The 21146-nt window shown below is 74.0% G+C and carries 18 protein-coding genes and 1 pseudogene; all 19 read right to left on the minus strand.

The features are described 5' to 3' along the window. Positions 1-170: 170 nt before the first annotated feature. The gene (locus tag ACN27A_RS10830; protein ID WP_421458434.1) at positions 171-1670 is read right to left on the minus strand and encodes a potassium/proton antiporter; all 1500 of its coding nucleotides are present in this window, start codon (positions 1668-1670) and stop codon (positions 171-173) included. Between the two features lie 22 nt (positions 1671-1692). Further along, complete coding sequence (locus ACN27A_RS10835) at positions 1693-1992, minus strand: DUF167 domain-containing protein (protein WP_421452091.1); 300 nt, start codon at positions 1990-1992, stop codon at positions 1693-1695. Positions 1993-2010: 18 nt separating this feature from the next. After that, entirely contained in the window at positions 2011-2670 is a 660-nt protein-coding gene (locus ACN27A_RS10840; protein ID WP_421452094.1) for a hypothetical protein, read from the minus strand. Between the two features lie 76 nt (positions 2671-2746). After that, positions 2747-3559, minus strand: a complete 813-nt coding sequence (locus ACN27A_RS10845) for a DivIVA domain-containing protein (protein WP_311411629.1) — start codon at positions 3557-3559, stop codon at positions 2747-2749. A gap of 44 nt (positions 3560-3603) precedes the next feature. Continuing rightward, the gene (locus ACN27A_RS10850) at positions 3604-3909 is read right to left on the minus strand and encodes a YggT family protein (protein ID WP_088999245.1); all 306 of its coding nucleotides are present in this window, start codon (positions 3907-3909) and stop codon (positions 3604-3606) included. A 30-nt stretch (positions 3910-3939) separates the two neighbouring features. After that, complete coding sequence (locus ACN27A_RS10855) at positions 3940-4635, minus strand: cell division protein SepF (protein ID WP_421452097.1); 696 nt, start codon at positions 4633-4635, stop codon at positions 3940-3942. A gap of 190 nt (positions 4636-4825) precedes the next feature. Beyond that, entirely contained in the window at positions 4826-5572 is a 747-nt protein-coding gene (locus tag ACN27A_RS10860) for a YggS family pyridoxal phosphate-dependent enzyme (protein ID WP_421452100.1), read from the minus strand. A gap of 9 nt (positions 5573-5581) precedes the next feature. Beyond that, the gene (gene ftsZ / locus ACN27A_RS10865; protein ID WP_132236307.1) at positions 5582-6697 is read right to left on the minus strand and encodes a cell division protein FtsZ; all 1116 of its coding nucleotides are present in this window, start codon (positions 6695-6697) and stop codon (positions 5582-5584) included. 246 nt (positions 6698-6943) lie between these two features. After that, complete coding sequence (locus ACN27A_RS10870; RefSeq protein ID WP_421452104.1) at positions 6944-7759, minus strand: cell division protein FtsQ/DivIB; 816 nt, start codon at positions 7757-7759, stop codon at positions 6944-6946. After that, entirely contained in the window at positions 7756-9309 is a 1554-nt protein-coding gene (murC, locus tag ACN27A_RS10875; protein WP_421452106.1) for a UDP-N-acetylmuramate--L-alanine ligase, read from the minus strand. Before murC ends, ACN27A_RS10870 begins: the two co-directional genes overlap by 4 nt. 199 nt (positions 9310-9508) lie before the next feature. Beyond that, positions 9509-10615, minus strand: coding sequence for an undecaprenyldiphospho-muramoylpentapeptide beta-N-acetylglucosaminyltransferase (gene murG / locus ACN27A_RS10880; RefSeq protein ID WP_132236301.1), 1107 nt, complete (start codon positions 10613-10615; stop codon positions 9509-9511). Continuing rightward, a complete protein-coding gene (locus tag ACN27A_RS10885) occupies positions 10615-12057 on the minus strand; it encodes an FtsW/RodA/SpoVE family cell cycle protein (RefSeq protein ID WP_421458435.1) in 1443 nt (480 codons plus the stop codon). Before ACN27A_RS10885 ends, murG begins: the two co-directional genes overlap by 1 nt. A gap of 278 nt (positions 12058-12335) precedes the next feature. Continuing rightward, positions 12336-13463 (minus strand): phospho-N-acetylmuramoyl-pentapeptide-transferase, encoded by a 1128-nt coding sequence (gene mraY / locus ACN27A_RS10890; RefSeq protein WP_132236299.1) that lies wholly within the window; start codon positions 13461-13463, stop codon positions 12336-12338. After that, positions 13460-14884: a UDP-N-acetylmuramoyl-tripeptide--D-alanyl-D-alanine ligase gene (locus ACN27A_RS10895; RefSeq protein WP_421452109.1), complete on the minus strand. Its 1425-nt coding sequence runs from the start codon at positions 14882-14884 to the stop codon at positions 13460-13462. The genes mraY and ACN27A_RS10895 overlap by 4 nt, the downstream gene beginning before the upstream one ends. Next, a complete protein-coding gene (locus ACN27A_RS10900; RefSeq protein ID WP_421452111.1) occupies positions 14881-16443 on the minus strand; it encodes a UDP-N-acetylmuramoyl-L-alanyl-D-glutamate--2,6-diaminopimelate ligase in 1563 nt (520 codons plus the stop codon). Before ACN27A_RS10900 ends, ACN27A_RS10895 begins: the two co-directional genes overlap by 4 nt. Before the next feature lie 52 nt (positions 16444-16495). After that, the gene (locus tag ACN27A_RS10905) at positions 16496-18706 is read right to left on the minus strand and encodes a peptidoglycan D,D-transpeptidase FtsI family protein (protein WP_421452114.1); all 2211 of its coding nucleotides are present in this window, start codon (positions 18704-18706) and stop codon (positions 16496-16498) included. A 5-nt stretch (positions 18707-18711) separates the two neighbouring features. After that, positions 18712-19308, minus strand: coding sequence for a septum formation initiator family protein (locus tag ACN27A_RS10910; RefSeq protein WP_421452117.1), 597 nt, complete (start codon positions 19306-19308; stop codon positions 18712-18714). Continuing rightward, a pseudogene (gene rsmH / locus ACN27A_RS10915) lies at positions 19298-20411 on the minus strand (16S rRNA (cytosine(1402)-N(4))-methyltransferase RsmH). The gene ACN27A_RS10910 and the pseudogene rsmH overlap by 11 nt, the downstream one beginning before the upstream one ends. A gap of 204 nt (positions 20412-20615) precedes the next feature. Further along, positions 20616-21047, minus strand: coding sequence for a division/cell wall cluster transcriptional repressor MraZ (gene mraZ / locus ACN27A_RS10920; protein WP_132236289.1), 432 nt, complete (start codon positions 21045-21047; stop codon positions 20616-20618). Between the last annotated feature and the right edge of the window lie 99 nt (positions 21048-21146).

Here is a 21146-nt window from a genome sequence, read left to right on the forward strand (position 1 = left end):
CCGCCGGCATCGGCGCCCCCAGGTACAAAAGGGGCGCGCAGCGACGGGGCCGCGCACTCCGGAGATTCGCAAGAATACGGAACGTACAGGCGCACGACAACGTGCCGCTCCGACGTACCGGCGTTCGGCCCCTGGTCATCCCTAACCGGGGCAAAAGGAACGCTAGCAGATCACGCGTCGGGACCCCGGCCGTACTCGCCAAACCAGCGGGCCAGCCGGCCCCGCCGGCTGACCGCCCGCAGCCGCCGCTCCGCCTCGTCGCGCACCCCGGCCGTGGCCACGATCAACATGGTGTCGCCGGTCTTCAGCCGGAAGTCCGGGCCGGGCACGACGCCCGCCCCGTCGCGCAGCACCAGGGTCACCGAGGCGCCCAGCGGCAGCCGCAGCTCGTCGACGTGCACCCCGGCCAGCCGGGAACCGGGCGGCACCTCCAGCTGGAGCAGGTCCGCGCCCATCCGCTCCAGCGGCGCCGTCTCCACCCGGATCTCCGTCGCCTCGGCCGGCGCGGTCACCCGCAGCCGGCGGGCCACCGGGGCCAGCGTCCCGGTCTGCAGCAGCGTGAAGATCACCACCAGTACGAAGACCGAGTCGAAGAGCCGGTCGGCGCCCGGCACCCGCTCCGACAGCGGAATGGTGGCGAGCACGATCGGCACCGCCCCGCGCAGCCCCGCCCAGGACAGGAACGCCTGCTCGCGCAGGCCGAACCGGAACGGCAGTGCGGACGCCGCCACCGACAGCGGCCGGGCCAGCAGCACCAGCGCCAGCCCGGCGACCACCGCCGGCAGCACCGCCGAGCCCAGCCGGCCCGGCGAGACGAGCAGCCCGAGCAGCACGAAGAGCCCGATCTGGGCCAGCCACGCCAGGCCGTCGGCGAAGCCGAGGATCGCCTGCCGGTGTGGCAGCCGGGCGTTGCCGAGGATCACCCCCGCCACGTAGACGGCGAGGAAACCCGAGGCGTGCAGCACCGCGCCGGCGGCGTAGGCGAACACGGTCAGCCCGACCGCCGCGATCGGGTAGAGCCCCGCCGACGGCAGCGCCGCCCGGCGCAGCGCCCACCGCCCGCCCACGCCGGCCGCGAGACCGACCGCCGCGCCGGCGCCCAGCTCGTAGCTGACCAGGGAGATCTCGTACCACCACGGGTGGGTGACGCCCTCCCGGGACAGCAGCACCACCAGCAGCACGACCGGGGCGTCGTTCATCCCCGACTCCGCCTCCAGGGTGGCCACCAGGCGGGGCGGCAGCCGCAGCCGGCGCAGCGTGGCGAAGACCGCCGCCGCGTCGGTGGAGGAGAGCACCGCGCCGTAGAGCAGGGCCAGCCGCCAGTCCAGTCCCAGCAGCAGGTGCACGACGAGGCCGACGACCAGGATGCTGACCACCACGCCGACCGTGGAGAGCAGCGCGGCCAGCCCGAGCACCGGACGCAGGGTGCTCCACCGGGCGGTCAGCCCGCCCTCGGCGATGATCACGATGAGCGCGCAGAAGCCCAGGGTCCGGGTCAGCTCGACGTCGTCGAAGCGGATGCCCAGCCCCGCCTCCCCGATCGCCACCCCGAGGGCCAGGTAGGCCAGGAGGCTGGGCACGCCGAGCCGGGTGGAGAGCCGGACCGCGCCGACCGCGACCAGCAGGACACCCGCACCGAGCAGGAGCGCGAGATCCAGCCCCGGCGTCACCGCCGCCCGGCCCCGGCGTCCGTCACCCGGCGGCCCCGTCACGCAGCCGGCGCAGTGCCTCCGTCAACTCCGGGGCGGGCCCCTCGACCAGGAAGAGCTTGTCGCGGCTGGCCGCGCCGGCCCGCAACGACACCACGCCCGGCCGTACGCCCAGCGCCCCGGCCAGCGCCCGGCGGGCCGCCTCGGTGGCCCGCCCGTCCACGGCGGGGGCGTGCACCGCGATCACCAGGGCCGGCCCGTGCGGCCCGTCGAAGCGACCGCCGACGCGGGCCCGGGCGGAGCCGGGCTTCACCCGGACCGCGACGGTCAGCGTGGCGTCCATCAGGAAGCGTCCCGCCGCTCAGACCCGACCGGCGTCGGCGAGCAGGGCGGTGTCGGGCGCGCAGCGGGCGCACGGGGTGAAGCCGAGGTCGACGGCCTCCGCAACCGGAAGCGGCTCGTGCTCCCGCCCCACCAGGTACGCGCAGTCGGCCAGGTGGTAGCGGGGCCGCCCGTCGACCACCCGCACCTCGGCGGCGAGGCGGGCCACCCGGGCGGCCTCGCCCGGCGTGACGTCCTGCGCGGGCGGCTCGTCGTGGTCCGGTGCGGCGGGGCCGGCGCCTGGCGTGGTGGCGGCTGGGACGGCGCCGGCACCGGGCATGGTGGCGGCCGGTACGGCGCCGTCGGTCACCGGCGGCTCGGGCGGTTGCCGCCACCCGGTGCCGTCGGCGTCGACCGTGGAAGGAACGTGCTGGACGGGGATCTCCGGCTCCGCCGGCGGCCCACCGGCGAAGGCCGGTCCGGCCGGGCGGGTCGCCCGACGGGGTCGCCACCCCGGCCGGCCCGGGTGGTCCGCCGCCGCCCGGTCCGCGGCCGCCTGGCGGGCGCCCGCGACCAGCGCGACGGCGGCCAGCAGGCTGGCCGCGATGGAGATGGTCAGGAGAACGCTGGAGCCACCGGCCAGGCCGAGCACCAGCAGCACCACCGCGACGAGGATGAGCAGGAGACTGGCGACTATCACGGCTCACCCCCGCCGCGTCGTGCTGATGAGGCGAGGTCGGCGACCGTCATCGTGACGACGGCCGCCGACCGATGGTTCAGCGCCCGGTCTCGAGAGCGCCGGAGCGACCGCCGCCGCCGTAGGAGCCGGCGAGCCCTGCGGTGGCCAGCCCGTTGCCGCCGCCGGCGGCCCGGGTGCCCTCACCACCACGGGTCATCTCGACCTCCAGGCCCTGGCCGCGGCCGTCGAGGTCACGCAGCTGGCTCTCCAGGTAGGCCTTGAGCCGGGTGCGGTACTCACGCTCGAACTGCTTGAGCTCCTCGATGTGCTTCTGCAGGGCCGTGCGCTTGGCGTCCAGGCCGCCCATGGCCTCCTGGTGCCGCTGGCGGGCGTCGCGCTCCAGGGCGTCGGCCTTGGCGCGGGCCTCGCGGGTGACCTCCTCGGCCTTGGAACGGGCCTCGGAGAGCAGCTGGTCGGCCTCGCGACGGGCGTCGGAGACGTGGTCGTCGGCGGTCCGCTGGGCCATCATCAGCACCCGCAGCGCCTGCTGCTCACCGTCGGCGCCGCCGACGGCCGGGCCACCGGCGGAGCGGACCTGCTCCAGCTCGGCCTGCATCGCGCGGGCGGCCTGCTCGGCCGCCGCCTTGTCGCGCTGCACCCGGTCGAGCTGGGCCTTGACGTCGTTGAGCTCCGCCGCGAGACGGGCGTCGCCGCCGGGGCCGGCGGGGGCGCCACCACGGCCGCCGCGCTCCACCTGGGCGCGCAGCTCGTTGTTCTCCTCGATGAGACGGGCAAGCTCGCGCTCGACCTCGTCCAGGAAAGCGTCGACCTCCTCCTCGTCGTAGCCCCGCTTGCCGATCGGCGGCTTTTTGAAGGCGACGTTGTGGACGTCGGCCGGGGTCAGCGGCATCGAAACTCCTCGGGTCAGTTGCGGCCGCGAAAGCGCGTCGGTCATCAGACGGTGCCGATGATCGACCGCCTCAACACGAACTCCATCAGCACGAACAGGATAACCAGGAGCACAAGTGAGGCCAGGTCGATGCTCACGGTACCAATTCGCAACGGAGGGATCACACGCCTCAACGCGTTGAGAGGGGGATCAGTGACGCTCCACACGATTTCCAGCCCCACCGATGCCCCACGCCCCGGCTGCCAGCGACGGCCGTACTGCAGGACGGCGCTCAGGACGAACCGGGCCAGCAGGACGAGCAGGAAGAAGTAGAGCACCAGATACAGCACTTGCAGCACGATCGACAACACGGCAGGCGACGTCCCTCGGGTCGGGCGGGGCTAGCTCAGGCTGAAGAAGCCGCCCTCGGCGATCTTGGCCTTGTCCTCCGCGGTGACCTGGACATTGGCCGGTGAGAGCAGGAACACCCGATTGGTCACGCGCTCGATCGTACCCCGCAGCCCGAACGCGAGGCCGGCGGCGAAGTCCACAAGTCGGCGCGCGTCGGCCTCGTCCATCTCGGTGAGGTTGATGATCACCGGAACGTTGTCGCGGAAGTGCTCACCGATGGTGCGCGCCTCCCGGTACGTGGTGGGGTGCAGCGTGGTGATCTGGTAGCGCTGCTCCTCCTCGGCGACCACCGCCCGCTCCCGGGGCTGCGCCTGCGGCGCCAGGGCCAGGTTGTCGCGGGTGTGGTAGGTGAGCGCGCCCGACGTGTCGCCGGCCGACGGCCGGGTGATGGAGCGGACGCTGGAACGCTCGGCCCGCTCCGGCCGGTCGGTGTCGCCCCGCTCGGCGTCGGCCACCCGGCCGGCGGCGCGCTCGGAGAGCCGGCCACGGTCGCTCAGCCGGGACCGGGGCGCCGGCGGCTCCTCGGAGTCGTCCTCGTCGTCGTCGGCGAACTCCTCCGAGTACCGGCTCTGCCGGTAACGCGAATCGCGGTAGCCACCCTTGTCGTAGCCACCGTCGTCGTAGGCCCGCTCGTCGTCCTCTTCGACCAGACCGAGCCAGACCCCCGCCTTGCGCAGTGCACCCATCCCGCGCCCTTCCCGTCCGCCGTGCGGCACGCGCCCCCGTACCGTGTCGCTTGTCGCGAGTGGACCACTTTGCCCACCGGAGCGGATCGGCAATCCCCTGGCACGCGATTCGCGTCGCGTGCCACGACCCCCGACAACGGGATGCCGCTCCCCCAAACAACACAGATGTAATTTGCTTCCCGCGGTCAGGCTACCGCAGCGTGGGACGCATTCCGAGCAACGCGCTGCCGACGCGGACATGTGTCGCGCCGTACCGGATCGCGATTTCCAGGTCGCCGCTCATCCCGGCGGAGAGCGCGGCGGCTCCCGGGTGGACCGTCCGGAAACCGGCGGCCACCTCGGCCAGCCGGGCGAACGCCCGCTCCGGCTCCCAGCCCAGCGGCGCCACCGCCATCAGGCCGGTCAGCCGCAGCGCCTCCGCGCCGGCCACCGCCTCGGCCACCGCGCCGAGCCCGGCGCCCGGGTCGGCCGAGCCGGGCAGCGCCCCGCCACGGGCCGCGTCGCCGTCGATGCTCACCTGGACCAGCACGTCCAGCGGCCGGTCCCGCGCCGCCGCCGACGCCGCGTCCAGCGCCCGCGCCAGCCGGACACTGTCGACCGAGTGCACGACGTCGGCGTAGCGGACCACCGACCGGGCCTTGTTGCGCTGCAACTGCCCGATGAAGTGCCACCGGGGCGTCACCCCCGCCGCGGCCACCTCGGCCGACTTGACGGACGCCTCCTGGTCGCGGTTCTCCCCCATGTCGACGACGCCGAGCCCGGCCAGGGCCACCACGTCCCCGGCCGGGTAGGTCTTGGTCACCGCGATCATGGTGACCTCGGAGTCGTCCCGACCCGCGGCGGCACAGGCGTCCGCGATCCGGGACCGTACGCGGCCCAGGCCGGCCGCGATCTCGGCGCGCCGGTCCGGGCGCACCGTGGCTGGGCTGTCGGTCATCGCCGGTACTCAGGAACCGTTCTTGAGGAAGTCGGGCACGTCGACGTCGTCGAAGAGCACCCGGCGGGGCGACTGCTGCGGGGCCGGCATGGTGGCCGGCGGCGCGACCGGGGCGCTCGGCTGCGCCGGCTGGTTCTGGTTGCTCTTGCGGGGCGGCTCGGCCGCCTTGTACGCCGGCGTGCCGCCGTCGAAGCCCGCCGCGATGACGGTGACCCGCACCTCGTCGCCGAGGGCGTCGTCGATGACGGCGCCGAAGATGATGTTGGCGTCGGGGTGGGCCGCGTCGGTGACGAGCTGGGCCGCGTCGTTGATCTCGAACAGGCCCAGGTCCGACCCGCCGGCGATGGAGAGCAGCACGCCGCGCGCGCCGTCCATGCTCTGCTCCAGCAGCGGGCTGGAGATGGCCGCCTCGGCCGCCTCGACGGCACGGTTCTCGCCCCGCGCGCTGCCGATGCCCATGAGCGCGCTGCCCGCGCCGCTCATCACGCTCTTGACGTCGGCGAAGTCCAGGTTGATCAGACCCGGCGTGGTGATCAGGTCGGTGATGCCCTGGACACCGGAGAGCAGCACCTGGTCGGCGGTGCGGAACGCGTCCATCATGCTGATGTTGCGGTCGCCGAGCGCCAGCAGCCGGTCGTTGGGGATGACGATCAGCGTGTCGCACTGGTTGCGCAGCTCGTCTATTCCGGACTCCGCCTGCACCTGGCGGCGCTTGCCCTCGAACGAGAACGGCCGGGTGACCACGCCGATGGTCAGCGCGCCGAGCTTGCGGGCGATGTTCGCCACCACGGGCGCGCCGCCGGTGCCGGTGCCGCCGCCCTCACCGCAGGTCACGAAGACCATGTCGGCGCCCTTGAGCACCTCCTCGATCTCGTCGCGGTGGTCCTCGGCGGCGTTCTTGCCGACATCGGGGTTGGCGCCGGCGCCAAGCCCGCGGGTCAGCTCACGGCCGACGTCGAGCTTCACGTCGGCGTCGCTCATGAGCAGCGCCTGCGCGTCGGTGTTGATCGCGATGAACTCGACGCCCTTGAGCCCAACCTCGATCATCCGGTTGACGGCGTTGACGCCGCCGCCACCGATGCCGACGACCTTGATGACCGCCAGGTAGTTGTGCGGAGGTGTCATCTCCGGTCCTTTCCCTTCGAGATTGGCATGGGCCGACCGGGTAGGGCCTGGCCAGACCAGCGGCCGACGACAGCTGTCACCAGCGAGGATCAGGGTTGAACCCTCACCCTCTACTAGAGGCTTACTGTTATGTCAACCACTGATCCCCTTCGGGGCAACGTAAGCGCCCTCACGCGATGAGCCAAGGACCCGCTCGGCGTGTCGCCGCCGGAGCGGGACGGGTCACGTCGCCGGTTGAGCGGGCGGTCACCGCAGGGTGACCACGTCGGGCGCGCTGACGTCGATGGTGTCGGCCTTCCGGTCGAGCAGGGCGCCGGCCACCCGGGCCTTGTCCGCGCCCCGGGTCGCGTCCCCCCAGACCACCACCCGGTCGCCGCGCAGCCGCAGCGTGATCCGGGCCAGCCCCTCGACGCTCACGTCCACCAGCTCGGCGCGCAGCTGCGGGGTGAGCGCGCCGAGCACCTCCAGCGCCGCCCGGGTCGACCCGTCGTCCGGACCCGGGTCGGCGAGCCGGACCACCGGCAGGCCGTCCGGCGGCCGCGGCACGGTCCGGAAGACCACGCCCGCGCCGTCGAGCACCACGAACTGCTCCCCGCGCGGCACCGCCGCCACGCCGGTGCGCTCCGTCACCCGGACGACAAGCGTGTCCGGCCAGTCCCGGGTCACCACCGCCCGCTGGACCGCCGGCAGCTCGCCGACCCGCCGCGCGGTGGCGGCCAGGTCCACCCGGGCCAGCGGGGCGTCGTCGGGCACCGCGGCGGCGTCGCGGACCTGCACCGTCGTGACCAGCGCGGCACCCTCGACGCGGACCTCGCGCACCCCGAACAGGCCGGTGCCGAGCAGGGTCCAGGCGACCAGCCCGGCCGCCGCGAGCACGCCCGCGGCGACCGCCCACGGCAGGGCCGCGCGCATCCGACGCTGCCGGGCCCGGGCCATGAACCGGCGGGTCGAGGCGGGGACCGCGTCGCTGCCGGCCCGGACCAGCTGCCACCGCCGCTGCGGCCCGCGCCGGCCGCCGCCGTCCGCGCCGGTGGTGCGCCCCCGCGCCGGACCGGGACTCATCCGGCCGCGGGCGCCGCGCCGTCCGCGACCGCGCCGCCGGCACCGCCGACGCCGGGGACGGTGCCGCCGATGGTCGTCGTGCCGCCGGCGTCGCCGCCGGGCGTCGTGCCCGCCGGCGCCGCCGGATCGGTGGTACGCGCCGAGAGCGCGGCCAGCAGCTGGTCCCCCATCAACGAGATCGGTGGGGCGCCCATGGTCACCACCACGTCGCCGGGGCGGGCCCGCCGGGCCACCTCCACCGGCGCGGCCTCCCACGAGTCCACGAAGACCTTCCGCTCCGCCGGCAACGCCACCGCCTCGATCAGCGCCGCCGATCCCTCCCCCGGCTCGCGCAGCTCGCCCGGGCCGAAGACCTCCAGCAGCACCAGCTCGTCGGCGATGGCCAGCGACTCGGCGATCTCCGCCTGGAGGTCGCGGGTGCGGTAGAGCCGGTAGGGCTGGAAGACCACGATCAGCCGGCCGTCCCCGGCCACCTCGCGCAGCGTCTGCAACGCCAGCGTCATCGAGGTCGGGTGGTAGGCGTACTCGTCGTAGACCAGCACGTCGTCCGCGACGCCCTTGCGCTCGAAGCGCCGCCGCACGCCGGGGAACGCCGCGAGCGCGCCCTCCGCCGCCTCCAGCGGCAGCCCCAGCAGGTACGCGGTCAGCACGGCCGAGGCGCTGTTGAGCCCCATGTGCCGCCCGGGCACCGGCAGCCGGAACTCGCCGAGCGACCGGCCGTCGATGCTCGCCAGGTAGCGCACGCCCCGGGCCGACGAGGCGATGTCGGTCAGCCGCAGGTCGGCGTCGGCCGCCGCGCCGTAGGTGTGCACCCGGCGGCCCTCCGCGCGCAGCGTCTCGGCCAGCCGCCGCCCGCCCGGGTCGTCGGCGCAGGTGATGATGAAGCCGTCCGGGTCGGTGAGCCGGGCGAACTCGGCGAAGGCCGCCTCCAGGGTGGCGAGGTCGCCGTAGGTGTTCAGGTGGTCGGCCTCGACGTTGGTGATGATCGACACGTACGGGCGGTAGATGAGGAAGGAGCGGTCGCTCTCGTCCGCCTCGACCACGAAGTGCTCGCCCGTGCCGTGGTGGGCGCCCGAGCCGACCTCGGAGATCTCCCCACCGATCACGAAGGACGGGTCCTGCCCGGCCTGCTGGAGCACCATGGTGACCATCGAGGTGGTGGTGGTCTTGCCGTGGGTGCCCGCGACCGCCACCGTCCGGCGGCCCGTCATCGCGGCGGCCAGCGCCTCGGAGCGGTGCAGCACGCGCAGGCCGCGCCGACGCGCCTCCACCATCTCCAGGTGGTCCTGCGGGATCGCCGAGGAGTAGACGACCGTGTCGACGCCGTCGAGGTTGGACGCCTCGTGGCTCATGTGGATCGTGCCGCCGAGGGCGCGCATGCCGGCCAGGGAGGGCCACTCCCGCAACTCGCTGCCGGAGACCCGGAGGCCCCGGGTCAGGAAGAGCCGGGCCAGCCCGCTCATGCCGACCCCGCCCACCCCGATCAGGTGGATCGTGCCCAGGTCCTCGGCGGTGAGCGTGCCGGCCGGGGTGAACTGTGCGGTGTTCATGCCGAGTACCTTCCCGTCGCGGTGCACCCAGTCACGGGGCCACCGTCGTTCGCGACTGCGGGGCTCGCAAGCTCACTCCTCGCGCTCACGGGCGCCTGCCTTTCGTTCGCGACTGCGGGGCTCGCAAGCTCACTCCTCGCGCTCACGGGCGCCTGCCTTTCGTTCGCGACTGCGGGGCTCGCAAGCTCACTCCTCGCGCTCACGGGGCCACCGCCTCCAGGACGAAGTTGAGCAGTGCCTCGTCGCCGTCGCGGCGGCCGTACGCGGCGGCGGCGGAGCCCATCGCGTGCAGCCGGTGCGGGTCGCGGATCAGCGGGATGATGGTCCGCTCGACCCAGTCCGGGGTCAGCTCGGCGTCGTCGACGAGCAGCCCGCCGCCGGCCTCCACCACGGGCAGCGCGTTGCGCTTCTGCTCCTGGTTGCTGTGCGGGTACGGCACGTAGATGGTGGGCAGCCCGATGGCGGCCACCTCCGCGCAGGTCATCGCCCCGCCCCGGCCGAGCATCAGGTCCGCCGCGGCGTAGCCGGCCTCCATCTCGGACAGGTACGGCAGCGTCACGTACGGCACCGGCAGGTCGGTGGGGACCGGCACCGGCTCGTTGCGGGCGCCGATCACGTGCAGCACCTGCACCCCGTTGCGGGCGAGTTCCTTCGCCGCGCCGGCGACCGCGAGGTTGATCGAGCGGGCACCCTGCGAGCCACCGGCGACGAAGAGCACCGGCAGGTCGGGGCGGAGTCCGAAGTGGGCCCTGGCGGCGTTGCGCATGGCGAACCGGTCCAGCCCGGCGATGCCCCGGCGCAGCGGCACGCCGACGACCCGCGCGTCGCGCAGGGCCTCGGCCTGGGCGGGCTGGTGCGGGAAGCCGACCGCCACGTGGCGGGTGAACCTCATCCCCAGCCGGTTGGCCACCCCCGGCGGCACGTTGACCTCGTGGATCACGATCGGCAGCTCGCGCCGCCAGGCGGCCAGATAGGCCGGCACGGAGACGTACCCGCCGAAGCCGACCACCACGTCGGCGCGCACCTCGTCGATGACCTTGCCCGCGGCGCGGGCCGCGGTCCACATCCGGCCGGGGGTCTTGACCAGGTTCATGTTCACCGACCGGGGCAGCTGGTAGGCCGGGATCTGCCGCAGGTCGTAGCCCTGCGGCGGGATCAGCTCGTTCTCCAGGCCCTTCGGTGTCCCCAGGCAGGTGATCCGGACGCCGGGGTCGTGTCGGCGCAGGCAGTCGGCGAAGGCGAGCAGCGGGTAGATGTGCCCCCCGGTGCCACCTCCCGCGAGCACCACCGAACGCAGCGGACCCATCAACGTCTCCTCTCGTCCGCCGACCCGCGCCGGGTCCGGGCCAGCCGGACACCGCGCGGTGCGGCCACATCGTCCGGCCGCCGCTCCCGCGACCGGGGCACGGACCCTCGGGCAGCCGGGGGCGCCGCCGGACGGCGGCGCCGCCCGGGAAGCGGCGGCAACGGGGCCCAGAGTAGTCGGACCCATCGGGCCGGCGGACGGGCATGCAGTGCTCTGGCGGCGTCGGGTTCGGCGCGGGCGAACGAGGCGAGCATCCCGATGGCGGCGAGCGTGATGACCAGCGCGCTGCCGCCGTCGGAGATGAACGGCAGCGGCAGGCCGGTGATGGGCAGCAGCCCGACCACCCCACCGATGTTGATCACAGCCTGGCTGACCAGCCAGGTGGTCGCCGCCGCGGCGGCCAGCCGGCGGAACGGGTCGTCCACCCGGCGGGCGATCCGCAGCCCGGTGTAGGCCAACACGGCGAACAGGCTGAGCACCACCGCGCAGCCGACCACGCCCAGTTCCTCGGCGAGGATCGCGAAGATGAAGTCGTTGTGCGCCTCGGGCAACCAGCCGAACTTGAAGCTGCTCTTGCCGAGCCCGACGCCGAACCAGCCACCGTGCTCGATGGCCAGCCGCCCCTGGTAGATCTGGTAGCAGCCCTCGAGCTTGCAGTCCTGCGGGTCGGGTGGATTGAAGAACGACGTCAGCCGGGCGAAGCGGTAGTTCTCCTCGCCGCGCGCACCCGAGCCCGCGCCGAGCGAGGCCACGGCGATCAGCAGGCCGACGCCGATCAGCCCGAGCACCGAGAGGGTGCCGAAGACGCGCATCCGCACCCCGGCCGCCCAGAGCAGCCCGACCACGACGGCGAGCAGGCAGAGCATGGTGCCGAGGTCGTTGTAGCCGACCAGGACGAAGAGCAGGCCGACCACCGGGAAGAGCGGGGTGGCCAGCTCGCGCCACCAGCCCAGCGCGGCGCCCTTGCGGGCGATCACGTGGGCGCCCCAGAGCACCAGGGCGAACTTCGCCAACTCGGAGGGCTGCACCTGGATGCCGCCGACGAAGAGCCACAGCAGCCGCGCCTCGACCGGGCCGATCTGGGCCGAGTCCTGCTTGGTCAGCCGGGCGTACGCGAGCAGCAGGTTGAGCACCAGCAGCAGGCCGATGGCGGTGAACAGCAGCGGCCGGCCCAGCGTCCGGTAGGTCGTCGCCGGCAGTCGCTGGCACGCCCAGAACGCGACGATGCCGATCACCGCGAAGATCGCCTGCTTGACCAGCGACGTCGAGGCGTTGCCGTTCTCCGCATAGTCCCGGACGCTCGTCGCCGAGAAGACCATGGTCAGGCCGATCAGCAGCAGCAGGCCGGCGCTGGACAGCAGTAGGTAGTAGGAGGCCAGCGGCCGGTCCAGCAGCCCGCGCAGCGCGGCCAGCCCGCCCACCGGGTCCAGCCCGCGCGGCACCTGGGCACCGGGATCGTCCGGTCCCCGCGTCACGGCGGGCGCGTCGCGCGTACGCCTGCCTCCCGCCGACCGCCCGGACGTCCCCTCCGCCGTGACCTCGATGCCTCGTCCCTCCCCCACCCGACCATCATGGCGGTTCCGCCGGGTCGCCACCGGCGCAACCGCCCGGTCGGCGTGTCGGGCTTGCGCCGGGGGCCGCGCGCCGTCGCGGCGGATGGACACGCCGCGGGGCCCGGGCGACGCGCGCCCGGGCCCCGCGGCGGGAACTGCCGGCCGGCTCAGGTCATGTTCGCGAGGAACTCGCTGTAGAACAGGCCCAGCGCGATGGCCACGCCGATGCCGGCGATGATCCAGAACCGGACCACGATGTTGACCTCGCTCCACCCCGCGAGCTCGAAGTGGTGCTGCAACGGCGACATCCGGAACACCCGCTTGCCGGTGGTGCGGAAAGAGATGATCTGGATCACCACGGACATCGTGATGATCACGAAGAGGCCACCGATGATCGGCAGCAGCAGGATCGTCCGGGTGGACATCGCCATGCCGGCGATCAGGCCGCCGAGGCCCAGCGCGCCCGTGTCGCCCATGAAGATCCGCGCCGGCGAGGTGTTCCACCACAGGAAGCCCACGCAGGCCCCGGCCGCCGCGCCGGCGATCAGCGCGATCTCCAGCGGGTCCCGGACGGCGTAGCAGTAGTCCTGGGTGTAGTTCGGGTCGGCGCACCAGTGCCGGTACTGCCAGAACGCGATCAGCGCGTACGCGGCGAGGACCATCACCGAGGCGCCGGTGGCCAGGCCGTCGAGGCCGTCGGTGAGGTTGACGCCGTTGGTCGCGGCCATCACCACGAAGATGAAGAGAACCACCGCGCCGATCTTGGTGAGGTCGAGCGCCGGAATGTCCCGGATGAAGCTGAGCGTCGTGCTGCCCACGGTCTCGGTGTTGGTCTCCGCGCCCGAGGCGTCGGTCATGGTGCTCGGGAAGTAGAGCGCCACCACGCCGAAGACCGCGCCGACCAGGATCTGGCCGAGCAGCTTGCCCCGCTTGTTGAGCCCGCCGCTGTGCCGCTTGCGCACCTTGAGGAAGTCGTCGATGAAGCCGACCGCGCCGGAGAAGACCATCAGCCCCAGCAGCACCAGCGCGGTGATCGTCGGCTCGACCTGGGCGATCTGCGCGTCCGGCAGGGTCGTCAGCGCCAGGTGCCCGGCCACGTACGCGATGACCGTGGCCAGGATGAACACCACGCCGCCCATCGTCGGCGTGCCCTTCTTGCCCTCGTTGCTGGCGAGCCCGAGGTTCGATCGGATCGGCTGGCCGGCCTTCAGCCGGGCGAACACCTTGATCGCGATCGGTGTGGCGAGCAGCGAGACCAGGAAGGCCACCCCGATGGCGACGATGACCGCCCTCATGCGGCGCCGCCCCCCGTCGCCGTCGGATCGGATCCGTTGCCGGCGGCGTCCGCGCGCAGCGCGTCGGCCACCTCCCAGGTGCGGTACCGGGAGCCCTTCACCAGGACGACGTCGCCCGGCCGTAGTTCGCTCCGCAGCACCTCGACGGCCGCCGCCTGATCGGTGAGCAGCACCGACTCTCCTCCCCAGTCACCTACCGATGTCGCGCCTTCGTGGATCGGCGCGGCCGGCTCGCCCACCACGAGCAGCCGGTCGACGCCCAGTTCGGCCGCGAGCCGGCCGACCTCGGCGTGCCCGTCGCGTTCGAAGGGACCCAGCTCGGCCATGTAGCCCAGCACCGCGACGGTGCGCCGCTCCCGCCCGATGCCGGTCAGCGCGCGCAGCGCGACCGCCATCGAGGCGGGGTTGGCGTTGTACGAGTCGTCGATCACGGTCACCCCGTCGGCGCGTTCGAAGACGTCCATCCGACGGGTGGAGACCAGCCCCATGGCGCCCAGCGCGATGGCCAGCTCGGCCAGCGGCATGCCCAGCTCGCGGGCCACCGCGGCGGCGGCGAGCGAGTTGGACACCTGGTGCCGGCCGGTCAGCCCGAGCCGCACCGGCGCGGTCCCCTCCGGGGTGACGAGGGTGTACGCGGGCCGCCCCCGGTCGTCCAGCGTCACGTCCTCGGCCCGCACGTCGGCGTGCGCCGCCTCGCCGTAGCGGACCACCCGGGCGACCGTACGCGAGGCCATCGCGTCGACCAGCGGGTCGTCGGCGTTCAGCACGGCCAGGCCGTCGGCGGGCAGCGCCTCGACCAGCTCGCCCTTGGCCAGCGCGATCGTCTCCACCGAGCCGAACTCGCCGATGTGCGCCACCCCGACGTTGAGCACCACGGAGATCCGGGGCGGCACCACGTCGCAGAGGTAGCGCACGTGCCCCACCCCCCGGGCGCCCTTCTCCATCACCAGGTAGCGGGTCTCAGGCCCGGCCTGCAACGCCGTGTACGGATGCCCCAGCTCGTTGTTGAACGACCCGGGCGGGGCGACCGTCGGGCCGAGCCGCGCGGTGAGCTGCGCGATCAGGTCCTTGGTGGTGGTCTTGCCCGACGAGCCGGTCAACCCGACGACGGTGAGCCCGGGCAGCCGGTCGACCACCGCACGGGCCAGCCGGCCCATCGCCGCCAGCGCGTCGTCGACAAGCACCATCGGCACGCCGGGCACCTCCCGGGTGCCCAGTACGGCCACCGCGCCGGCCGCCACCGCGCCGGCGGCGTAGTCGTGCCCGTCCACCTTCTCGCCCGGGAAGGCGACGAAGAGCGCACCCGGGCGCACCTTGCGCGAGTCGAACTCGACCGGGCCGGTGACCCGGGCCTGCGGGTCGGCGCCGGCCAGTCGCCCGTCGACCGCCGAGGCGACCTCGGCCAGGCTGAGCGGGATCACCGCTGACCCGCCGGGTCGGCGAAGCGGGCGCGCAGCGCGTCGGCCAGCTCGGTGCGGTCGTCGAACGGGTGCACCTCGCCACCGATCTCCTGCCCGCGCTCGTGGCCCTTGCCGAGCACCGCGACCACGTCGCCCGGCTCGGCCAGCCGGACCGCCGCGTCGATCGCCGTCCGGCGGTCGGCCACCTCCTCGACGCGGGCCGTCGTGCCGGCGCGCCGGGCGCCGGCGAGCACCTCGGCCCGGATCACCGCCGGGTCCTCGGTGCGCGGGTTGTCGTCGGTCACCAGCACCACGTCGGCTCCCTCCGCCGCGGCGGCGCCCATCACCGGCCGCTTGCCCCGGTCCCGGTCCCCGCCGGCACCGATCACGCAGATCAGTCGGCCCGCGCTGAGCTCCCGCAGCGCCGCCAGCGCGGCGACGATCGCGTCCGCCTTGTGCGCGTAGTCGACCACGCCCCGGACCGGTCCGGGGGCGTTCACCAGCTCCAGCCGGCCGGGGACCCCGCCGCACGCGGCGACCCCGGCGGCGGCGGTCTGCGGGTCCACCCCGGCGGCGACCAGCACGGCGATGGCCAGCAGGGCGTTGGCCACGTTGTGCCGGCCCGGCAGCGCCACGCCGGCCGCCAGGGTCAGCCCGTCGGGGCCGTGCGCGGTGAACCGCTGCGCGTAGCCCTCGCCGCCGACCTCGTCGGCCCACCAGGTGGCGCCCGGGTCGCCGGCCGCCGAGTAGGTGACCGTCGTCGGGCGGTACAGCGACTTCAGCGCCGGGTCGTCGTGGTTGAGCACCTCCACCGCGCAGCGCCCGTCGAACAGCTGCGCCTTCGCGGCGAAGTAGTCCGCCGTGTCGGCGTGGAAGTCCAGGTGGTCGGAGCCGAAGTTGGTGTAGCCGCCGACGGTGAACCGGACCCCGCCGACCCGGCCCATCGCCAGGGCGTGGCTGGAGACCTCCATGACCACGGCGGTGACGCCGCGCTCGCGGGCGGCGGCCAGCATGGCGTGCAGGTCGGTGGCCTCGGGCGTGGTGCGCACGCTGTCGATCGCCAGGTCGCCGAGGCGGGTCTCGACGGTGCCGATCAGGCCGGTGGTGTGGCCGGCGGCGCGCAGGCCGGACTCGACCAGGTAGGCCGTCGAGGTCTTGCCGGCCGTCCCGGTCACCCCGATCACCGTCAGTCCCTCGGTCGGGTCGCCGTAGACGGCCGCGGCGAGGGTGCCCAGTGCGGCGCGCGGGTCGGACACCACCAGCGCCGGCAGGCCCGCCTCGGCCGCCGCGTCGGCGCCCGCCGGGTCGGTCAGCACGGCCACCGCGCCGGCGGCCGCCGCACCGGCGGCGAACTCCGCCCCGTGCCGGCGGGCGCCCGGCAGGGCCGCGTACAGGTCGCCGGGGCGGACCTCCTGGCTGGCGTGGGTCACCCCGGTCACCACCAGCTCGGCGGCGCCCTCCGGGGGCTCGACGGCGAGCCGGGCGGCGAGGTCGCCGAGCCGGACACCGATCACGGTACGGGGACGAGGATTGCCGGGCACGGCGTCAGACCCTACCCGGTCGTCCGGTTCCGGCCGCACTGCCGCCCCGGTGGTTCGTCCGCACTCACCGATGATGTCGCGGCGTGGCCGCTCAACGCGGATAGACCGTGAACTTCGGGGCCTTCTCCCCACTCGGCGGCACCCCGTAGTGACGCAGCGTGAACTGCATCATGTCCCGGAACGCGGGGGCCGCGATGTCCCCGCCCCCGCCCGAGGGGGTGTGCGCGAAGACCGCGATCACGTAGCGCGGCTTCTCGGCCGGGGCCATCCCGATGAACGAGGCCACCTCGCCGAGCTGCTTACGCCCGTCGACCAGCCGCCAGCCGGTGCCGGTCTTGCCGGCGACCCGCCACTCGGGGATCGCCGCGGCCCTGCCGGTGGCGTCCTCGACAGTGGTGACCGCCTCCAGGATGGTCCGCAGCGCGGCGGCGTTCTCCGGGCTGAGCACCGACCGGGTGACCGGAGGGTCGGTCGGCGTGCGCTTCCCGTCCGGCCCGACCACCTCCTTGACCAGGCGCGGCTGCACGTACGTGCCGTTGTTGGCGATCGTCGCGTAGACGGCGGCCATCTGCAGCGGCGTGGCGTCGACGCTGTGCCCGATCGGCACCGACCCGTACGACGACCCGCTCCACTCGTCGAGCGGCAGCAGCCGCCCGCTGGCCTCGCCGGGCATGCCCACCCGCGTCGGCTCCCCGAGGCCGAAGCGCTTCTGGTAGTCGATGAGCCGCTCCGGGCCGAGCTTGTCGGCGATCTGGATGGTGCCGACGTTGGACGAGTACGCCATCATGCCGGGCAGGCTCATCCGCTTTCCGCCGGCCCGGTGCGTGTCGAAGAACGGGGTGTCGCCCTTCGTGATGCTGTTGGCGATGGGCAGCGTGGTGTCGGGGGTGATCACGCGTTCCTGGAGCGCGGCGCCGAAGGTGATCGCCTTGTGCACCGAGCCGGGGTCGACCACGAAGCTGGTGGCCGCGTCCTCGCGGTCGGCCGGGTCGCTCGGCACGGGCTTCGCCGCGTTGTAGGTGGGGTGGCTGGCCTGGGCCAGCACCTCGCCGGAGGGGATCTCGATCACCACGGCGGCGCCGGTGCTGCCCTTGCTCTGCGCCATGTGCCGGCTCAGCATCCGCTGCACCATGAACTGCAGGTCGCGGTCGATGGTGAGCTGGAGCGAGCTGCCCGGCTTGGCCTTCGTCGTCTCGCTGTAGCCGCCGGGGATCGGGGCGGCCAGGTCGCCGAGGCCGACCTCGTAGACCCGCTTGCCGTCCTTGCCGCGCAGCACGTCGTCGTAGCGGGCCTCCAGCCCTTCCAGCCCGACCATGTCCTGGCTGGTGAAGCCGAGCAGGTTGGCCGCCAGGTCGCCGCCGGGCACCTCGCGCCGCTCGTCGCGGTGGGTGTAGATGCCGGGCAGCTCCAGCGCCGTGATCTGCCGGGCCCGGTCGATGTCCACCCCCCGGGCAAGGTATTCGAACTGCGAGTCGACACCGTTGACCCGCTTACGGGGCTTCATCTTCTCGGCCAGCTCGGAGGCCGGCATGCCGAGCAGCGGGGACAGCGCCCTGGCCGTGGCCTGCTGGTCCTTGACCTGGGTGGGGTCGGCGTAGACGTAGCGCGCCTCGACGCTGTGCGCCAGCGGGGCGCCGGACCGGTCGTAGATGGCGCCGCGCGCCGCCGGCAGCGTGACGGTGCGCAGCCGGTCGGCGAGACCACCGCCGGCGTACGCCGGAGTCTCCACGGCCTGGAGGGCCACCAGCCGGATGCCGATGACGGCGAAGAGCGTCAGGGTGAGCACGGTGCCGAGCCGCAGCCGGCGCCGGGGATCGGCCAGCCGGGGCGGCTTCGGCGGTTTGCGCGACGGCCGCCGGGCGGCGGGACGGTCCGGCCGGCGGGCGGGGCGCGGGGCGGCGCGGCGGCGCGGCGCCGCCGGCTCGTCGTCGTGGCGCGGGGTGCGCGGCGTGACGGTGCGGACGACGCCGGAGCGGCCCGCCGCCTCCCGCCGGCCGGCCCGGCCGGCGCCGGCGCGCCCGCCGTCGAGGACCTGGAGGGCGGGGCGGAACGGGTCGCCGGAGCGCGTGCTGCGTGGCGTCCGGCGCTGCTCGGCGGGGCCGGCGTCGGCCTCCCGCTCGGCGCGACCGCCGGCGCGCTGCTCGCGCACGGTGCGCCCGCGCGGGGTGTACGCCCGGGCGTCGGAGATGCCACCGACCCCCGGCTCGCCGGAGCGCGGCTCGCCGCCCCGGCCCCCGTTACGCGACGAACCGCGCCGGGAGCCTGTGGCGTCCCGGCGCGGTTCCTCCGATCTCGGCGGCACGGTCGTCAGCCTCCCGCGCCCTGCTGGCTGGTGATCGAGGGCTTGCCCCCGGCGGGCTGCGGCACGCCGATGACCTTGCCGTCGGGCAGCCGGATGTAGGCCGGCTCGCCCGCCTCCACCAGACCGAGCTGGCGGGCCCGGGCCTCCAGGTTGCCCGGGGCCTCCGCGTCGGCGATCTCCTTGTTGAGCTGCTGCTGCTCCACGTCGAGCTTGGCCTGCTGCTCCTGGAGCTTCTCCAGCCGGAAGGCGTTCTCGTTGATCTTCGTGTTGACCGCCAGGATGCCGAGCACCCCGCCGACCACCAGCACCAGCACCAGGGCGGCGAAGGGCGCCCGCGGCACCTTCACCGGCGGCGGCGGCGCCACCCGCAGCCGGGGCGGACGGGCCGTGCCGGCGTTGTCCCGCTCGGCCGGCCGCAGCGCGGCGCTGCCCTGGGTCGGGAACTCGCGCGCCCCCCGGGCGCGAGTCTCCCCCTGCCGGTTCGCCCGCGGCGCGCCGGTCCCGATGCGCGTGGCCCGCTCCGCCGCGGTCCGGCCCCCCGACCGCGGTGCGCGCTGCCCGCCGCCGGCGATGTCCCGACGGTCGCGCTTGTCAATAGTCATGTCCCTCCCCCTCTTCGTCCGTCCCTGTCCCGTCCCCCGGGGTCCGTCGGATCCGTGTCGGATCCGGGAGACCCCGCCCCTGGTTGGTGCATCGCCTTGACCCGCCGGCGGTACCGTTCGCGGTCGGTGCCGCCCTGCTGTGCCGCGTCCGGGTCGAGTCGCTCCGCGGCCCGCAGCCGCACTGACGCGGCCCGCGGGTTCGCGGCGACCTCCACCTCCCCGGGAAGTTCGGCGCCCCGGCTGAGCAGCCGGAACGTCGGACCGGACCCGGGCAGTTCGACCGGGAGGTCGACCGGGCCCTTGCTGCGGACCCGGTCGCTGAGCGCCGCCTTGGTGAGCCGGTCCTCCAGCGAGTGGTAGGACAGGACCACCATGCGGCCGCCCACGTTGAGCTTGTCGAGCGCGGCTGGCAGCGCCGTCTCCAGCGCTGCCAGTTCCTTGTTTACCTCGATCCGTAAAGCCTGAAACGTTCTCTTGGCCGGGTGTCCCCCGGTTCGTCTGGCGGGTGCCGGAATGGACTCCCTGACCAGTTCGGCCAGCCGCGCCGACGAGGTGATCCGGGCCCGCTCCCGCTCGCGGATGATCGCCGAGGCGATCCGGCCCGCGAACTTCTCCTCGCCGTAGACCCGCAGCACGCGGGCCAGGTCCGGATGGGCGTACGTGTTGACCACCTCCTCGGCGGTCACCCCCCGGGTCTGGTCCATCCGCATGTCCAGCGGAGCGTCCTGCGCGTAGGCGAACCCGCGGTCGGGTGCGTCGAGTTGCAGGGAGGAGACGCCCAGGTCGAACAGGATGCCGTCGATCGCCGGGTAGCCCAGCCGATCGAGCACCTCCGGTAGCTCGTCGTAGACGGCGTGCTCCAGGTGGACGCGGTCGGCGAAGCGGGCCAGCCGGACGCGTGCGTGAGCGAGCGCCTCGGTGTCCCGGTCCAGCCCGATCAGCACCGTCTCCGGATGCGCCTCGAGCACCGCCTCGGCGTGCCCGGCCAGGCCCAGCGTCGCGTCGACGTGGACCGTCCGCCCGCCCCGGCCCAGCGCGGGGGCCAGCAACTCGAGACACCGCTCGAGCAGCACCGGCACGTGCGTGCCGCGTAGCTCCCCCATGTCGACCCCCACTGGTGTGAAACCTTCGTCCTTCACGCGTCTGTCGTCGGACGACGCCGTGCCGTCGTACCGCCAGATCCCCATCCGCTCCCGCCGTCGGAGGCCGCGGCCCTCCGATCGGATCGTGCGCCTGGCACCGGGGAAGGGGTGCCAGGAACTCGAAAGCGGGTGGAGATCTCGCAGTACGTCGGGCGCCGTCACGCCCTACAGACCGCCGGGCAGCACCCCCTCCTCGATGTCGGCGAAGTCGTCTTCGCTCTCCGCGAGGTAGGTCTCCCAGGCAGCCTTGTCCCAGATCTCCACCCGGGTGCTCGCGCCGATCACGACCAGATCCCGGTCGAGGGCGGCGTAGTCCCGCAGGTGGGCCGGGATCGTCACCCGGCCCTGCTTGTCGGGCACCTCGTCGTGCGCGCTGGCGAAGAAGACCCGGCTGTAGGCTCGGGCCGCCTTGTTCGTCATCGGTTGCGCGCGCAACTGCTCCGCGATCCGCTGGAACTCGGGCATCGGGAAGGCGTAGAGGCAGCGATCCTGCCCTTTGGTAATCACGACACCCCCCGCCAGCTCGTCCCGGAACTTCGCCGGGAGGATCAACCGGCCTTTGTCGTCCAGGCGCGGGGTGTGGGTGCCGAGGAACATCGGCCCAACCCCCTCGCCCTTGAGCGGCGTTCGCGGCGCCGCTGACCCCCCGGGCCGGTGGGCCCTCCCGGCCTCACCACTGCGCCCCACTCTACTCCA

It is taken from the genome of Micromonospora sp. WMMD737 (assembly GCF_049179055.1).
GTDB classification, from domain to species: Bacteria; Actinomycetota; Actinomycetes; order Mycobacteriales; family Micromonosporaceae; genus Micromonospora; species Micromonospora reichwaldensis.

What these genes read in the sequence shown, in the direction of transcription:
- murC (WP_421452106.1), bottom strand. Translation starts at nt 9,309, where the DNA reads ATGAACACCGCACAGTTCACCCCGGCCGGCACGCTCACCGCCGAGGAC.
- ACN27A_RS10910 (WP_421452117.1), bottom strand. Translation starts at nt 19,308, where the DNA reads ATGACTATTGACAAGCGCGACCGTCGGGACATCGCCGGCGGCGGGCAG.
- ACN27A_RS10855 (WP_421452097.1), bottom strand. Translation starts at nt 4,635, where the DNA reads ATGGGTGCACTGCGCAAGGCGGGGGTCTGGCTCGGTCTGGTCGAAGAG.
- ACN27A_RS10860 (WP_421452100.1), bottom strand. Translation starts at nt 5,572, where the DNA reads ATGACCGACAGCCCAGCCACGGTGCGCCCGGACCGGCGCGCCGAGATC.
- murG (WP_132236301.1), bottom strand. Translation starts at nt 10,615, where the DNA reads ATGGGTCCGCTGCGTTCGGTGGTGCTCGCGGGAGGTGGCACCGGGGGG.
- ACN27A_RS10835 (WP_421452091.1), bottom strand. Translation starts at nt 1,992, where the DNA reads ATGGACGCCACGCTGACCGTCGCGGTCCGGGTGAAGCCCGGCTCCGCC.
- ftsZ (WP_132236307.1), bottom strand. Translation starts at nt 6,697, where the DNA reads ATGACACCTCCGCACAACTACCTGGCGGTCATCAAGGTCGTCGGCATC.
- ACN27A_RS10870 (WP_421452104.1), bottom strand. Translation starts at nt 7,759, where the DNA reads ATGAGTCCCGGTCCGGCGCGGGGGCGCACCACCGGCGCGGACGGCGGC.
- mraZ (WP_132236289.1), bottom strand. Translation starts at nt 21,047, where the DNA reads ATGTTCCTCGGCACCCACACCCCGCGCCTGGACGACAAAGGCCGGTTG.
- ACN27A_RS10845 (WP_311411629.1), bottom strand. Translation starts at nt 3,559, where the DNA reads ATGCCGCTGACCCCGGCCGACGTCCACAACGTCGCCTTCAAAAAGCCG.
- mraY (WP_132236299.1), bottom strand. Translation starts at nt 13,463, where the DNA reads ATGAGGGCGGTCATCGTCGCCATCGGGGTGGCCTTCCTGGTCTCGCTG.